The sequence below is a fragment of the Mesorhizobium sp. M7A.F.Ca.US.006.01.1.1 genome (assembly GCF_003997935.1).
In the GTDB taxonomy this organism is placed as follows: Bacteria; Pseudomonadota; Alphaproteobacteria; order Rhizobiales; family Rhizobiaceae; genus Mesorhizobium.
The window spans coordinates 14,372-30,474 of record NZ_RZQL01000054.1 but is presented as its reverse complement, the minus strand read 5'-3'; the positions used below and the strand labels follow the sequence as shown (position 1 = coordinate 30,474).

At 60.0% G+C, this 16,103-nt stretch carries 14 protein-coding genes; 8 read left to right on the top strand and 6 right to left on the bottom strand.

What is annotated here, in order from left to right; translation table 11 throughout:
- A partial coding sequence (locus tag EN943_RS12290; protein WP_127412829.1) for an SDR family NAD(P)-dependent oxidoreductase occupies positions 1-117 on the bottom strand: 117 nt, incomplete at its 3' end.
- 293 nt (positions 118-410) lie between these two features.
- Here EN943_RS12290 and EN943_RS12285 point away from each other — a divergent pair.
- Positions 411-1,904 carry an aldehyde dehydrogenase gene (locus tag EN943_RS12285; RefSeq protein ID WP_127412828.1) on the top strand — a complete coding sequence of 498 codons (1,494 nt, stop codon included), beginning with the start codon at positions 411-413 and terminating at the stop codon, positions 1,902-1,904.
- Positions 1,905-1,977: 73 nt separating this feature from the next.
- Here EN943_RS12285 and EN943_RS12280 read toward each other — a convergent pair whose 3' ends face one another.
- From EN943_RS12280 to tcuA, 5 genes are all read right to left on the bottom strand, one after another.
- A complete protein-coding gene (locus EN943_RS12280) occupies positions 1,978-2,949 on the bottom strand; it encodes an alpha/beta hydrolase (RefSeq protein WP_127412827.1) in 972 nt (323 codons plus the stop codon).
- A 25-nt stretch (positions 2,950-2,974) separates the two neighbouring features.
- Positions 2,975-4,852 carry an NAD(P)/FAD-dependent oxidoreductase gene (locus tag EN943_RS12275; protein WP_127412826.1) on the bottom strand — a complete coding sequence of 626 codons (1,878 nt, stop codon included), beginning with the start codon at positions 4,850-4,852 and terminating at the stop codon, positions 2,975-2,977.
- 99 nt (positions 4,853-4,951) lie between these two features.
- The gene (locus EN943_RS12270) at positions 4,952-5,665 is read right to left on the bottom strand and encodes a hypothetical protein (RefSeq protein WP_127412825.1); all 714 of its coding nucleotides are present in this window, start codon (positions 5,663-5,665) and stop codon (positions 4,952-4,954) included.
- 184 nt (positions 5,666-5,849) lie between these two features.
- Positions 5,850-6,809 (bottom strand): LysR substrate-binding domain-containing protein, encoded by a 960-nt coding sequence (locus EN943_RS12265; RefSeq protein WP_127412824.1) that lies wholly within the window; start codon positions 6,807-6,809, stop codon positions 5,850-5,852.
- Positions 6,810-6,925: 116 nt separating this feature from the next.
- A complete protein-coding gene (tcuA, locus tag EN943_RS12260) occupies positions 6,926-8,431 on the bottom strand; it encodes an FAD-dependent tricarballylate dehydrogenase TcuA (RefSeq protein ID WP_127412823.1) in 1,506 nt (501 codons plus the stop codon).
- Positions 8,432-9,018: 587 nt separating this feature from the next.
- Between tcuA and EN943_RS12255 the strand changes: the two genes are divergently transcribed.
- Genes EN943_RS12255 through EN943_RS12225 form a run of 7 tightly spaced genes read left to right on the top strand, consistent with a single transcriptional unit; the run spans position 9,019 to position 15,998 of the window.
- A complete protein-coding gene (locus EN943_RS12255; protein ID WP_127412822.1) occupies positions 9,019-9,777 on the top strand; it encodes an ABC transporter ATP-binding protein in 759 nt (252 codons plus the stop codon).
- Positions 9,770-10,477, top strand: a complete 708-nt coding sequence (locus EN943_RS12250; RefSeq protein ID WP_127412821.1) for an ABC transporter ATP-binding protein — start codon at positions 9,770-9,772, stop codon at positions 10,475-10,477. Before EN943_RS12255 ends, EN943_RS12250 begins: the two co-directional genes overlap by 8 nt.
- Positions 10,478-10,482: 5 nt before the next feature.
- Positions 10,483-11,361 (top strand): branched-chain amino acid ABC transporter permease, encoded by an 879-nt coding sequence (locus EN943_RS12245; protein WP_127412820.1) that lies wholly within the window; start codon positions 10,483-10,485, stop codon positions 11,359-11,361.
- 45 nt (positions 11,362-11,406) lie between these two features.
- Positions 11,407-12,354 carry a branched-chain amino acid ABC transporter permease gene (locus tag EN943_RS12240; protein ID WP_127412819.1) on the top strand — a complete coding sequence of 316 codons (948 nt, stop codon included), beginning with the start codon at positions 11,407-11,409 and terminating at the stop codon, positions 12,352-12,354.
- Complete coding sequence (locus EN943_RS12235) at positions 12,347-13,954, top strand: NAD(P)/FAD-dependent oxidoreductase (protein ID WP_127412818.1); 1,608 nt, start codon at positions 12,347-12,349, stop codon at positions 13,952-13,954. Before EN943_RS12240 ends, EN943_RS12235 begins: the two co-directional genes overlap by 8 nt.
- A 38-nt stretch (positions 13,955-13,992) precedes the next feature.
- Positions 13,993-14,766, top strand: a complete 774-nt coding sequence (locus tag EN943_RS12230) for an SDR family oxidoreductase (RefSeq protein ID WP_206522749.1) — start codon at positions 13,993-13,995, stop codon at positions 14,764-14,766.
- Positions 14,767-14,816: 50 nt separating this feature from the next.
- The gene (locus EN943_RS12225) at positions 14,817-15,998 is read left to right on the top strand and encodes an ABC transporter substrate-binding protein (protein ID WP_127412817.1); all 1,182 of its coding nucleotides are present in this window, start codon (positions 14,817-14,819) and stop codon (positions 15,996-15,998) included.
- The last annotated feature ends 105 nt before the right edge of the window (positions 15,999-16,103 follow it).

Below are 16,103 nucleotides of genomic sequence, written 5' to 3'. Positions count from 1 at the left end.
GTCGACAGCCACGACGGACCACCCCGCGGCAAGCAGTCGCTGCATCGTCGCGCGTCCGATCCCACGGGCCGCTCCGGTTACGATAGCAGTGGGATACGGGTTGACGGCAATGGTCATTTATACCTCCAGACATTACCAGCCGACGTTACAGGTACGGCGGCGCCTGTCGAAGAGGTTGGGCATATCGATTGTTCATGCTGCTATGGGAACAGGGTCATGGAGGTTCGAATCCCTAGACTTCAAGACACCAGAACAGCTCAGCGTCTAGCGCCAAAGCGGCTTTCCTGCCGAAGCATGATGGCATGGTCGTCTGTTGCGCGGGGTCGGTAGAGACTGCCATCGCGGAGCGCACCCCAAGGCTTACTGCACTCGTTTCAACCAGAGTTCAGCGAATTAGAAAGGAAGATTGGATGGAAAAGTCCGACCGGTTGCCCAGCTATGATCTTTATATCGGCGGTCGTTGGGTGCCATCCAGCGGCCCCGAACGCTTCCCGACCTTCAATCCGTTTACGCGGCAGCCATGGGCTACGATTTCGCAGGCCGATGCATCGGATGTGGCAAGCGCGATTGCCGCAGCGCGTCATGCCTACGAGACCACCTGGCGTGGCACGAGCGGACTCGAACGGGGCAGGTTACTTTTCAAGCTTGCGGATCTTGTCGATGGTTCGGCCGAGCGCATCGGCAACCTGGAAACGACGGACAATGGCAAGGTGATTCGCGAGACGACCGGCCAGGCCCGATATCTGGCGCGCGTGCTGCGGTTTTATGCCGGCTATGCCGATAAGCTCTGGGGAAAAGTCATTCCGCTCGATCGCGGCGATGTGTTCGACTACGCGGCCCTTGAGCCCCTGGGTGTCGTTGGTCTCATCATTGCCTGGAACTCGCCAATGGCTATGCTCGGCAACAAGGCGGCGGCTGCTTTGGCCGCGGGCAACTGCGTGGTCGTGAAGCCCTCCGAACATGCGTCGGTCACCACGCTGGAATTCTGCAAGCTGGTGGAGGAAGCCGGCTTCCCGGCTGGCGTCTTCAACGTCGTCACGGGCGACGCGCGCACTGGCGATGCCTTGGCCAAAGCGGAGGGCTTGGATAAGATCAGCTTCACGGGTAGCGGCACGGCGGGGCGGCTGGTAGCTGCTGCGGCCGGGCGGACCCTTACGCCTGTGATCATGGAACTTGGCGGCAAGTCGCCGAACATCATCTTCGCGGATGCGGATCTGAAGAAGGCGAGCACAGGCGCCTTCGCCGGGATTTTCGGTGCAACGGGACAGACATGCATCGCGGGATCGCGTCTGCTTGTACAGCGCATCGTCTACGACGAAGTGGTGACGCATATCGTGGAACGAGCCCCTGCAATTCGACTTGGCGATCCGCGGATGGCCGAAACCGAGATGGGAACAGTGGCCAATGAACCGCAGTTCAATCGGATCATGGACTACATCGGCTCGGCAAAAAGCGAAGGCGCGACGTTGATGACGGGTGGCGGGCGGGCCACAGGCGAGGCGCTCGGTGACGGTCTGTTCATTCAGCCAACCGTTTTCGCGGAGGTCCGCAACGACATGCGCTTGGCTCAGGAGGAAATATTCGGCCCGGTGCTGGCGATCATCCCGTTCGACACGGAGGAAGAGGCCATCACGATTGCCAACGGAACCAGTTACGGCCTGGCTTCCGGAATTTGGACGCAGGATATCAACCGGGCCATGCGCGTTTCCCGCGCCATGCGCAGCGGCTTGGTCTGGATCAACACCTACCGTGCGGTTGCGGCGCAAATGCCTTTCGGCGGCGTCAAGGACAGCGGATTCGGAAGGGAACGCGGAGAGGAAGGTCTGATGGAGTTCATGACAGCAAAGAACGTCATGATCAATTATTCGGACGACGAGCGCGACCCCTTCGCAATCCAGACATGAGGGGCGGTCTGTACACCGAAACCCGGAATGAAGGCTGGCGCAAATGCGTAGGCGGATTCTGTATCCGTTCCCTTCACGGAATTTTCTGGGACAACCACTCGCAAACCATGTCGATGGCCAGCGCCGAGGGCGAGTTCGTTCCCGCCCAAGCTAGAAAGCCGTGATTGGCATCGCGTTGGTGGACATGCGTCACGTCGACGCCGCTTCGGGCCAGCTTGTCGGCGAGTTCGAAACCCTCGTCGCGGAGCGGGTCGAACTCTGCCGTCAACACATAGGTTGGTGCCAGTCCGCCAAGCTCCGATCTGAGAGGTGATACCCGGGGGTCGGTCGCCTCGGCCGGATCGTTCAGATAGAGTTCAAAGAACCAGCGCATGCTCTGTGCTGTAAGACCGTATCCCTCACCTCGCTCCACGTAGGAACGCCGCGTCGGATCCGGCGCATCGGTGACCGGATAGGCCAGCGCCAGGGCCGAGACAGAGAGCCCTTTCGCCTTGAGAAGGAGAGCCGACACGAGTGCAAGATTGGCGCCAGCGCTGTCGCCGGCAAGAACGACCCTGTCCCCGCCCAGCGCGTGCGCATTGTCGATCGCCCAGCCAATTGCCGCGGCACAATCGTCCACCGCAGCCGGGAATTTGTGCTCGGGAGCAAGCGCGTAGTCTACGGACAGGACGGGATAGGCCAATCGGTTGCAGAGCTGCCGGCATAAGGCGTCGTGAGACTCCAGGCCGCCGAGCACGAAGCCACCGCCGTGGAGAAAAACCACCAGCGGCCTCGCTGCCGGGCAGGCAGGCCGGTAGAGACGACCTGGCACCGAGCGCCCGGCTGTCATGATCGTCCGGTCCTCGACCGAGGCTACCGCGACCTTCGGCAACCCCCCATAGCGTGCCGCCAATCCGGTGCGGGACGTTTCCACGGGCAGGCTATGGATTGGCGGAAACCCGGCGGCAGCTTCGAGCACTTGACGCAGTTCGGGGTGCAATCTGTCGCCGCCCTCGAAACGCCTTAGCGCGGATGTAGCCGCCGGTCCACTTTCCTTGGCCCCCATCTCGGTCTCCTTCTTGCGCACAACGTCAAGCAAACAGATAGTCCGAAGGCTCAAATGTGCGCGTACGCTGCCAGTAGTCCACCAGGCGCCACGGTGAGTTGGTGGCGATACGGCCCCGGCTGTTCTTGAACCAATTGTTCACGCCGGGGGCACTCCACACAGTGCGCGTCAGCAATTCGTCGAGCTCGAGATTGTAAGCGTCGCAGACCTCGCGCCGGACCTCGATTTCGCTGCTCTTGCTCAACGCGAGGTGGTTGATGGCCGAAGCAATGTAGCGAGCCTGACATTCGATCTGGAAGATCACGCTGCCGCCGTGGCCAAGATTTGTGTTTGGCCCATACATGACAAAGAAATTCGGAAAGCCGGGCACAGTCAGGCCTAGGTAAGCGTGGGGATCGTCGCCGGACCATGCGGTCTCAAGGTCGAGCCCGTCTCGTCCCCCGATCGGGACGTTGTGAAGCATACGGGTCGCCTTGAACCCTGTTGCGAGGACGATCAGGTCGACGCGATGGCGCGTTCCGTCGGCGGCCACGAGGGCGTCGGTCTCGACGTGGTCGACACCCTTGTCGACGAGTTCGACGTTGTCGCGCTTCAGCATGTCATACCAGCCAAAATCGATCGGTATGCGCTTGGCCATCGGAGGGTAGTCAGGAAGAGATTTTGCCAGCAGATCCGGGCGATCCGCAAGCTTGTCGCGGATGTAGGAGGTAAACAACTCGCGCAGGCCGTCATTCTGCGGCGAAGGGCGGAAGCCTTCAGGCCCCGCTTGCATCATCAGCGCGGGATAAAGGCGGTCTCCAAACTGCCAGAAGAGCGTCAACCGATACCACTTCAGATAATCGGGTACGTGGGAATAGGCCCATCCGTCTCCCTCCTTGACTGGCTGGTGATAGAGCGGACGGGAAGATAGCCATTGCGGTGAGCGCTGGAAGATCGTCAGGCTCGAAACCGAGGGAGCAATCGTCGGCCCAAGCTGAACCGCCGACGCGCCGGACCCGATGATGGCGACGCGCTTGCCCTCCACGGCAAGATCAGGCCGCCAGCGCGCGGTGTGGACGACATCGCCGGTGAAGTTATCCAGCCCCTTGATGTCGGGGACGGAGGGAACGTTGAGCTGGCCTAGCGCGCTGACGACGACATCCGCGTCCTCGGGAATGGCTTCACCGGAGCCGTTGGCCACCACCAGTCGCCAGCGATGGCTGGCAGCATCGTATCGCGCGGATGACACGGCCGATCCAAACCGGATATGCGGGCCCAGCTCGAACCGGTCGATACACTGTTCTATGTAGGTGAGGAGTTCGGGCTGCTTGCTGAAATAGCGCTGCCACCGCGCATTGAGCGCAAACGAATAGCTGTAGATGTGGCTCGACGTGTCGACCCCACAGCCCGGATAGCGGTTGTCATACCATGTGCCACCTGGGCCATCGTTCTTTTCGTAGATGGTAAAAGGTATGCCGGCCTTCTTCAGGTAGACCGCGACGCCGATGCCAGACAGCCCGGCGCCGATGATTGCGACATGGGGCGTTCCGGTTCTGATCGCCGGGGACAGCTCGGGTTGGTAAAGCCGTCGCGGCCAGAGTGCCGACTCTTCCATGAGCATGTCGACATACTCATCCGGCACGGCGACGCCTGTTGCGAAGTCGATGATGCGCCGCCATTTCGGATCGGCAGGGAGAAGCGGCGGCACATCCGGCCGCGCGACATGATCAAGCACCAGTTTCCGCAGGCGGTCGCACAGATCGGCCGGAAGATCTTCGCGCGTCCGGCTGGCTTTGAGCGCGTACGGCATCGCCTCATCCAGCAATCCCCTGTCGGCTCCGCGTGAAGCAAGCGAGGCGATCAAAAGAAAAGGGTCGGCTAGGTCGACTTGCCGCTGCGGCAAAGCCTGGTCAATGATTGTCATGGGCAGTATCCGTTTTCCCTATCGCGCGCTTTGGCGCTGTTGTTGCGACGTTCGGCTAGGCCGACACGCTCCGCCCGCTTTGTCGGTCGCCGCGCACAGCTACGTTGATTTTGCGGGCATGGACCAATCGACGACTTCGTCGTGCTCAGTGACCCTTCCATGCAGGAGCCGGCCCAGATCAAGGTGGCCATGGTTGGGGTCCACGGGCAGGTCGCCTTCCTTCACCTTTGACGTTCGCTCATGCCGGTCCCTCACCTTGCAGCGGGCAAGCACCGATTCTGCTTCGCCCAGGGGCACCACCACGACACCGTCGTCGTCGCCAACAACGATGTCGCCGGGGCGAATCACGACGCCACCGACATGCACCGGCACGTTGATTGATCCAGCCGTGTTCTTTTGTGGCGCGCGAGGCGAGACACCGCGGCAAAAAATCGGAAACTTGTCATGCCTCAGTTCGCGCGCATCCCGCACGGAACCGCTCATCACTGCGCCGACGCCGCCGCGCGACCGCATGAGCATGGCGCTGCGATGGCCGAAGCATCCCGTAGCATAGTTGCCGTCGTCTATCACCAGCACGTCGCCAGGCTGCACCATCTCAAGGGCGCGATGCGTCATGATGTTGTCGCCCGGATAGCACAAGACGGTCAAAGCCACTCCAGCCATGCTGATCTCGTGGTAGAGCGGCTGAATGGAGATGTCGGCCGCTCCATGGCGGCCGAGTGAGTCCGAGATTGTCGCGGTGGGCAAGAGAGAAAATTCCCTGACGAGTTCTGCCGACGGGCGGACCACGTTACGATATATATGGCCGTACATTTGACCTCCCTTTCCGACGATAACCTAGCGTCGATTCGATCGATCCGGCATTGCCGTTTTGATCATCCTGCTATTCCCGCCGACATTGAGTGGGCACGGTGACGAAGACGCATCGTTAAATTCGCGAGCGCCCCATGCACCGCCAACCGGCCAGGATCGTTCGGGCGATGGACTGCGGTGGTTTCTAGAGGGGCTCGCTTCCGCCGGGCGCCGTCTTCTCGCTGGCGTCCTCCCGCGCGTCCAGGATCTTTCGACGCGTCAGCGTGGGCGAAAGGATATTCATGAAATCCAGATCGAACTTTCGTATGTAAGCGCTCTTGCGGAATGAAACGTAAGCGATGCTGGAGGAAAACAGATTGCTGACGTCGCGCGCCTGCAGGTCGCCGTCATGGACAGGATCAACGGCAATCGAAGCCAGGATCGCGATTCCCAGCCCGATTTCGACATAGGTTTTGGCGACATCCGAATCCACACCGGAGAACTGGATCTTGGGCTTGATACCGGCCTGCGCAAACGTGTCGAGGATCGTCCAACCTCCGCTACGGAAATTGTCGTGCGCAATTATGGGATAGTTTGCCAAATCCTGTAGCCCGATTGTCTTGAGGTCCAGTATAGGATGCCCCTTGCTGGCGATGACGCTGCGGGTGATCGTGAAGCACGGCATCCGCACCACGCCCAGGAACGGTTTCATACTATCCGTGGCAACGGCGATGTCGGCATGTCCAGCCTGGACGTACTCACAGACCTCGGTCGGATTTCCTTGCATGAGCCCGACGTGCACTGTCGGGTGTTTCTGCATGAAGGTCTTCACCACGCGAGGCAGAACGTAGCGGGCAAAGGTGTGGGTGGTCGCGATCGTCAACTTGCCGCTGCTTTCGCCATTGTAGTCGCTACCGACCTTCTTGATGTCGGAGATCCCGGAGAGGACCATTTCCGTGATCTTGATGACTTCCTTTCCGGCCTCGGTCACGCCGACGATGCGGTTGCGCGTGCGTTCGAAGATGTCGAAGCCCAACTCCAGTTCCAGAAGCCTGATCTGCTTGCTGATCCCGGGCTGGGACGTGTGGAGAATTTCCGCCGCCGCGGAAATATGGTTTCCCGATCGGCAAACCTCCAGGATGTAACGGAGTTGATGAAGTTGCATTGCGACAATTCCTAGTCGTCCCGTGAACCAGCGACATACGGGACTGTGCCCAAGCCTACGTCATGGCTTTGCGACTGGCAAAGCCGAAATCGGCTGCTTGGTTCGCGGGACGATGGCTATTGCGCGGCCGTGGTCAGGCGGCTGCTTGCAAGCGCGGCGCTCCGTCCTGCAAGTCTGCCGAAGACGGACCCACTCGTCAGGCCGGTCGAGCCTGGGTAGTTGAAATAGAACAGACCGCCAACCATCTCGCCAGCGGTATACAGGCCCGTGATCGGAAAATTGTTGCGATCCACGACCTGGCCCTCGGTCGTGATTTTGAGGCCGCCAAACGTGAACGTGATGCCGCATGTCACCGCGTAGGCCTCGAAGGGGCCGTTTTCGAGCGGGATCGCCCAGTTCGACTTTGGGATGGGCAATCCCGTGGTTCCGCGGCCGTCCTTGATTGCAGGATTGAATGGAGCTTCCCGCTTCACCGCGGCATTGAAAGCGCGGATGGTCTCAACGAGTTGCGTGGCGTCGACGTCGCCCATTTTCACGGCCAATTGCTCGATCGTGTCGGCCACAACCTTGGTAACCCGGCGTGCCCGATATTCTGGACGCAACAGGTGCACGACGGAGGAATCGAATATCTGCCAGGCAAACTGGCCGGGCTGTTGCATGACGATGTGGCCGTATTTGGCGTAGGTATAGTTGCGGATGTCTGCGCCTTCGTCGAGGAAGCGCTTTCCTTCGCTGTTGACCATGATCGAGAAGGGATAGCTGTCGCGCTCATAGTCGTCGGTGACGCTGAAATCGCCGAAATCCTCGGCATATCTTTCCCAACTCACCGCATGGCACCCCGACCAGTTGCCGCAGGGTTGAGCTCCGATGCGCAGCGCCATGTCAAGTCCGTCTCCGGTGTTGTAGCGGCTGCCGCGCACCTTCGCCAGGTCCCAGCCTGGTCCGAGATATTTCGTGCGCCATTCGGTATTCGCCTCGAAGCCGCCGCACGCCAGCACGACGCTGCGCGCCCTGATGCTCGTCGTCTCGCCGGCGACCTGAACGACAACGCCGTGCACGCCCCGGTCCGACGAAATCAGTTCGCGCGCCCAAGCGTTGTAGACGATATCGACACCTTTCCGGGCCGCGATCTTGAAAAGGTGATCCACCATTCCACGACCGCCGCCGGAGACGGCGAGCGTAGCGCCCCCCCAGAACTTGTGTCGACCATCAACCTTGAAGGACTGGCGTCCGAACTGCGGCAGGAATTTCAGCCCCTGTTCCTTCAGCCAGCGCATGGTCGGGTTACTTTGGCGGACCAGGATTTCGCACAGATCCGGGTCTGTGCGGTTCTCGGTGACGCGCGCCATGTCGCTGAAGAAATCGTCCTCGGTATAGACGCCGAAGTCGCTGTTCTTCTCGTCGTCGCTGAGGTCCGGCGAAAGCGCGAGAATGTCTTCGGCACCCTGGTAGGCGAACCGCATCAGTCCTTCCGTATACGACGAGTTTCCTCCGCGTTCTTCTTCGGGAGACCGTTCGAGCAGCAAAACGCGAGCTTGTTCGTTGGCTGCCGAAATGGCGGCGCAAAGCGCCGCATTTCCTCCGCCGACGACAATCACGTCGTACTCATCTTTGAAATCCATAGGGAAGCCTCTCGCGAAGTTGTCTCGGTTGGAAGACTCCTAGCATCTGCCTATGTCGCCCGATTAGAACGCCTGATCATTCCAGTATGAAACCGTTGTATGCGCCAGCGTACGGCCAGGGATTTCTCCGTTACGTCCGCAATTTACCGCTCGGGCCATCCTTCAGCGCGTGTCTCTACTCACGCGGGGCGCGGCGGTTTCTCCCAGGTCAGAAATGCCGACATCAGCTGCAAAAGGGGCCAGATCGGCCATCGGGAGGATTTCGAAGGGGTCTGATCCGCCTAGCCTGACAAGGTCGACGGCGTCGACCCAGCGCGGCTGTCAGTATGCCCAACCGTTATCGGAGGGTATGAAAAAGCATTATCCTTGGATGGTGAGGCCTTCTAGCGTGACCATGGGAGCAATGGCCCGACAGGAGATTGGGGAAAGTCCATATCGATTAGTTTAGACAAAAACCTTACAATATATCACGAATAGACTGATGTTTTACTCGACATTTTTTTGTCGATAATCCGTCGAATTGGAAGTCTCGTCTCATTCGGGGTGACTTTAGTAATTCTGTCTGCTTTGAGGAGGGGCGGCGTTTAATGTCAGATGTGGGATATGCGCTTCAGGTCCGGGGTCTGAGCAAAAGGTTTGGTGATTTTTTGGCCGTAAAGAATGTCAGCCTTGATATCCGTGCCGCGGGGATACATGGCATCATCGGGCCAAACGGTGCAGGCAAGACCACGGTCTTCAATATCCTGACCAAGTTCCTCGCGCCGACCACCGGTACGATCTGGTTTCACGGACAGGACATAACGCGCCTGACGCCGGTGGAGATAGCGCGACGCGGGATCGTGCGCTCGTTCCAGATCTCGGCCGTGTTTCCAAATCTGACTGTTCTCCAGAACCTCGAAGTTGCGCTGCAGCGGCAGGCCGGACTGGCAAGCCAGTTCTGGCGGTCGCGGAAGATTCTTGCCCAACTGAACGACCGTGCCTTCGATCTGCTCCGTTCGGTGGGCCTGGGCGAATTCTGGAATGTCAAGGCGAAGTCGCTTCCGTATGGGCGCAAGAGGACGCTGGAGATTGCCACGACCCTGGCGCTTGAGCCGAAGCTGCTTCTGCTCGATGAGCCGATGGCCGGGATGGGCCACGAGGATATCGCCAGCGTCAGCAGCCTGATCCGGTCGTTGGCAGACCGTTACGCCATCATCATGATCGAACACAACCTCTCCGTGGTCTCAGACATTTGCGACCGCATCTCGGTGCTTTCCCGCGGAGAGGTCATCGCCGAAGGGCCCTATTCCGAAGTGAGCAGGAACTCTGCGGTGCGCGATGCCTATATTGGTGGCGCGGATGGGTGAGAGCATTCCCCTGGCCGTCGAAGGCCTTCATGCTTGGTACGGCGAGAGCCATGTCTTGCACGGTCTTTCTCTGACGGTGGGCGGAGGCGAAACCATTGCGCTGCTTGGACGCAACGGCGTCGGCAAGACAACACTGATGCGGGCGATCGTCGGCATCGTTCCTAGCCGGAAAGGCAAGATCCGCATTTGGGGGGCCGACGCTATCGCCACCAGCCCGCACAAGGTCGCACGACTGGGCGTGGGCTACGTCCCCGAGGAACGGGGCATCTACAGTTCACTTACTGTCCACGAAAACCTCATCCTGCCGCCTGTCCTGTCGAGCAAAGGCATGCACATCGATGAATTGTTCGAGCTTTTTCCAAACCTCAAGGAGCGGCGCTCGAGCCTGGGCGGCCAACTGTCCGGCGGCGAACAGCAAATGCTTGCGATCGCCCGCATTCTTCACGCCGGGGCATCGCTGATGCTTCTCGACGAACCGACCGAGGGGCTCGCCCCCGTCGTCGTCCACAAGATTGGCGAGGTTATTCAACTCCTCAAGGCCAAGGGCATCTCGATCCTGATCGCGGAACAGAACCTCTACTTCGCCTCGAAGGTCGCGGACCGCTTCTACGTGATCGAAGACGGGAAAGTCACAGCCACCTACACGCACGACGAGTTCAGTCGGTCGCGCGAGGCGGTTGAAGTGAATTTGGGGGTTTGAGGCAAATGCTGGACATCAATTTCGCGAGCCTAGTCCCACAGATCTTTCTCGGTCTGGTCAATGGCTCGATCTACGCGCTGCTGAGTGTCGGGTTGACGGTTATTTTCGGTCTTCTGCGCTTCGTGAACTTCGTCCATGGCGCCCAGTACATGGTGGGCGCTTTCCTGTCCTATCTGCTGCTCGTGCATTTCGGCCTGGGTTTTTGGGTTTCGCTTGCGGTCGCGCCCCTCGTCGTGGGCGTTGTGTCCGCAATCATCGAGCGAACCATGATCTCTCGCCTCTACAGCATCGACCATATGTACGGGCTTCTCTTCACGCTTGGCCTGACGTTGGTCGTGGAGGGTCTTTTCCGCTACTGGTTCGGTTCGGCGGGGCGGGCTTACGTGGTGCCCGACATACTGTCGGGAGCCGTCAACCTGGGCTTCATGTATTTTCCTCGCTATCGCCTGTTCGTCGTCCTTGCGTCGGTCGTCCTGTGCATCGGGACGTGGTTGCTGATCGAGCAGACCCGTGCCGGTTCGTATCTGCGTGCCGCACACGAAAACCCGCAACTGCTGCGCACCTTCGGGGTCAACGTGCCGCTGCTGCTGACGGCAACCTATGCCTTCGGCGCGGCGCTGGCTGCGATAGCCGGCACCTTGGCGGCGCCGATCTACCAGGTGGGGCCTTTCATGGGCGCCAACATAATGGTCGTCGTCTTCGCCATCGTCGTCATCGGAGGCATGGGTTCGATCAAAGGCACGATCGCGGCGAGCTATCTCCTCGGCGTCGCCGAGACCGTCACCAAGATCGCGTTCCCGCAGGCCGCCAGCATGGCGGTATTCGTCATCATGGCTGCCGTTCTCGTGTTCAAACCCGAAGGCCTTTTCGGCCGCCAAGAGTAGGCGGTCGCGCCGATCGCGCTGCCCTGAAATCATGTGGACCCTGAAATGAGATCGCAAACAATAGCCGTTTTGATAGTGATCGGGTTGCTGGCTGTTGCCCCACTCTATTTCTTCTCTTTTCTTCTGATGAAGATGATGTGCATGGCCTTGATGGCCGCGTCGTTCAATCTGCTTTTCGGCTATGGCGGAATGCTGTCCTTCGGACATGCCGCCTTTATCAGCAGTGCGGCCTACATCACTGGCTATGCGGCGAAGATGCTTCATGTGCCGCCGCTTGCCGCCATCGCCCTGGGTGTTCTGACGGCGGCGGCGGTTGGATGCCTGTTCGGAATGATCGCCATCCGCCGCCGCGGCATCCAGTTCGCTATGATCACCCTCGCCCTGTCGCAACTCGTCTATTTCGTTTTTCTCCAGTCTTCGTTCACGCAGGGCGAGGATGGGCTGCAGGACATACCGCGCGGCGATTTTTTCGGCCTCATCGACCTGCGGAACAGCATGACGATGTACTATTTCATCTTCGCGCTCACCCTGTTTGCCTTTCTAGTCATCTACAGGGTCGTGCACTCGCCGTTCGGACAGATCATCATTGCCATTCGCGACAATGAAGCGCGCGCGACGTCGCTCGGCTACAATGTCTACCGCTACAAGCTTGCGCTGCTGGTTATTGCCGCGGGCATCGCCGGGCTCGGCGGGGCGCTGAAGGCGCTGCTGTTCCAGATCGCCACGCTGAACGACGCGACATATCTGGCCTCCACGGAGGTCGTTATTGTCGCGGTCGTGGGCGGCATTGGCACCATGGCGGGTCCCCTCGTCGGCGCAGCCTCCATCGTGGTGCTCGACTGGTTCTTCGCCGAGAGCGAATTCCCGGTGATGGTCATCAGCGGGATCGTCTTCATGTTGTGCGTACTGCTGTTCCGGCAGGGCGTTGTCGGCAGCCTCAATGCCTTGATCGGGCGACGCCAGGCTGCGAACCAGGGACCAAGGAATGTCTGATAGCATCACTAAAACGCACGACGTCGTCATCGTCGGTGCCGGATTTGCAGGCCTCTACGCATTGTATCGCATGAAGGAAATGGGCCTTTCGGCGATCGTCCTGGAGCGAGGTGACGGTATTGGCGGCACGTGGCACTGGAATCGCTATCCAGGCGCACGCTGCGACGTCGAAAGCTTGCAGTACTCCTACTCGTTTTCGGATGAGGTGCAGCAGGAGTGGAAGTGGTCGGAGCGCTTCGCCAGCCAGGGCGAAATCCTTCGCTATATCCATTTCGTTGCCGACAAGTTCGGCCTGAGGAAGTTCGTCGAGCTCAACACCGGTGTTGTTGCCGCCACCTATGACGACGACGACGCGATGTGGACCACCAGGACGGCCGATGGTCGTTTGCTGCGTACGCGATACATCATCTTCGCAACCGGTTGCCTGTCGGTCCCGATCGAACCGGACATCCCGGGCCTCGACCGGTTCGCCGGGAATATCTATCGCACCTCGACATGGCCGAAAACGCCGGTCGATTTCACGGGCAGGCGCGTAGCGGTCGTGGGCACGGGGTCCTCCGGTATCCAGGCGGTCCCGGTGATCGCGCTGGAGGCGCGGCATCTGTTCGTCCTGCAGCGCACGCCCAACTACTCCATCCCGGGACGAAATTCTCCAATGGATCAGGAGTATGAAGCCGATTGGAAGCGGAACTACGCGCAAAGGCGGCAAGCCGCCCTGCAAACGCGCAGCAGCAATCTCTTCAATGCCGGAACGATCCCGGGGCGTGAGGTTTCGGCCGAAGATCGGGAGCGCGAGTTCGAGCGGCGCTGGGAGGCCGGCGGCCTGGGTTTCACCTACTGCTATCCGGATATCACCATGGATCCGGACGTTAACAAGCACGCTTCCGAGTTCGTCCGCAGGAAGGTTGCGCAGAAGGTAAAGGATCCCAAGGTCGCGGCCAGCCTTGTGCCGACCGAGTATGGCATCGGCGGGCGCCGCCTGTGCGTCGACAATGGCTACTACGAGACCTTCAATCGCGACAATGTCACGATGGTCGATCTGAGAAACGAGCCGTTGCTCGGCATGACGCAGGGTGGTTTTGCGACGCAACGCGGGGAATACGAGATCGACGATCTCGTTCTCGCTACCGGGTTCGACGCGTTTACGGGAGCCTTGAACCGGATCGATGTGCGCGGTCGCGCCGGCGTCTCGCTACGCGAGAAGTGGGCGGATGGTCCCGCGAATTATCTCGGCCTGACGGTGACCGGTTTTCCCAACATGTTCACCGTAACCGGCCCAGGCAGCCCCTCGGTCCTGTCCAACGTCGTTATCTCCATCCAGCAGCATGTCGACTGGATCACCGAGTGCCTCGAATTCCTTCGCCAACATGGTCGCACGACAATCGAAGCGAAGCCTGAATCCGAAGAAGCCTGGGGGCGCCACATCGCAGGGATCGCAGAGGGGACGCTGATCAGCAAGACGAAGTCCTGGTACACGGGCACAAACGTGACGGGCAAGACGAACAGATACTTTCTCTACATGGGCGGAACCGTCCGGTACCTCCAGGAAATCAATCAGGCCGGGCGAGAGTCCGGGTACTCCGGCTTCACCATCGGCTGAGGATGGGAATGCTTTATGCTTGAAGGGGAGAAATTGGCATGATCACAGACCAACAAGTAGCCGTTTTGACGGGGGCAGCCAACGGGATCGGCTGGGCATTGGCGCGGACCTTCGCGCGTGCAGGATACGCCGTCGCCCTCTTCGACATTGACGGCGATGCAGCTAGGGCACGGGCGCGCGAGCTTTCCGGAAATCACGAAGGCTTTGGCTGCGACGTTTCGGACGAGACCCAGGTTGACGCGGCCTTTGCGGCGGTGGACGCGCGCTTCGGACGCCTCGACGCGCTCGTCAACAATGCCGGGATCGTGGGATCGCAGGAGCCCTCCACCGAGCAGGACATGCAGTATTTCGATCGCATCACGAAGGTGATCGTCAACGGCACGTTCCTGTGTTCGCGCGCCGCCTATCACGCGATGGAACGCGGGGGAAAAGGCGCGATCGTCAATGTCGGTTCGATCGCTGGTCTGGTTGGGCTGCCACGGCGGAATTCCTATGGCGCGGCCAAGGCGGGGGTTCACTCCCTGACGCGCTCGCTGGCCTGCGAATGGGCATCGAAGGGAATTCGCGTCAACGCGGTGGCGCCGGGATACGTCGCTACCTCGATGGTCAAAGGGCTCATCGACAAGGGAGCGATCGACCCCGCAAGGCTGTCGCGCCGAATTCCGATGGGTCGGCTGGGCACCCCGGAAGAGATCGCCGAAGCGATCCTTTTCCTGGCATCCGACAGCGCACGCTACATCACCGGCTCGACGCTGTCCGTCGACGGAGGATGGGCTGCGTTCGGAGACGTGGGGAACGCTTCGGAAGGGTAGAGCCCTGACGCCAAGAAACTTCTGAAAACCAAACACAATGGGAGGAAAGCATGATCAAGAAACTGGCACTGGCATTGTTTCTGGGTATGACCGTGCCCAGCCTGGCTGATGAGAATGCGGTCCGCATCGGTGTCCTGACGGACATGAGCGGCGCTTTTGCAGACGTTGTCGGCCCAGGTGGCGTGGAGGCAGTAAGAATGGCGGTGACTGACTTTGGCGGTACCGTCAACGGCAAGCCGATCGAGGTTGTCTTTGCAGACGATCAGCTCAAGCCTGATGTCGCATTGAGCATACTGCGCCAGTGGTACGGCGAGCGCGGCGTGGATGTCGCCATGGAGTTCACCACTTCGACGATCGGCTTGGCGGCGCAGGAAATCACCCGTTCGGCGAATAAGGTCGCCATTCCAGTGGGACCAGCAACGTCGGACCTCTATGGCGCAAAATGTTCGCCCAATTCCGTCGTGTGGGGCATGGACAACTTCGCCTTCGGCAACGCCGCGCCGAAGGCCGTGGTGGCAAAGGGCGGGGACAAGTGGTTCCTGCTTGTCACAGACTATACGTTCGGGCACCAGTTGCAGGCTCTCGTCACCAACCTGGTTACCTCGCAGGGTGGCAAGATTGTCGGCGCGGTGCGACATCCACTCGGCAACCCAGACTTTTCTTCCTATCTGCTGCAGGCCCAGGCGGAAGGCGCCAATGTCATTGCCTTCATCAATTCGGGCTCCGACATGTCGACCTCGATCAAGCAGGCCCGCGAGTTCGCCCTCAATACCACCATGCAGTTCGTTGCGCCGGCATTCCAGTTGCCTAACGCCATCGCGCTTGGGTTGGAAGTGGGCCAGGGCGTCATCGTGACCAACAGCGTCTACTGGGACCAGTCGGACGTCACGCGCGCCTTTTCCAAACGCTTTTCAGAAAAGATGAACAAGGTGCCGACCGAAAATCAGTTCATGATGTACGCGGCCACAATGCATTACCTGAAGGCAGTCGATGAACTCGGCTCGCCCACAGACGGCAAGGCCATCGTGGAGCAGATGAAGAAAATGCCGGTCTCCGAGCTCGACTTCAAGGGCCGCATTCGCAAGGACGGACGCGTCATCTACGACTTGAACCTCGCTGAAGTGAAGACGCCGGCAGAGTCGACAGGACCTTTCGATCTATACAGGCTGACCGGGAAGATTCCCGGGGAGCAAGCCTTTGTTCCGGAAGACAAGACGGGCTGCCAGTTCTAGGCAGCCCGCGAGGCGGCGTCGTCAAAGGGGTCGCCTCTCCCGCGAAAGGATCCACGTCGCGGGACATCGTTCTCCATTCAAGAAACCAGTTCACTCAACAGGGAG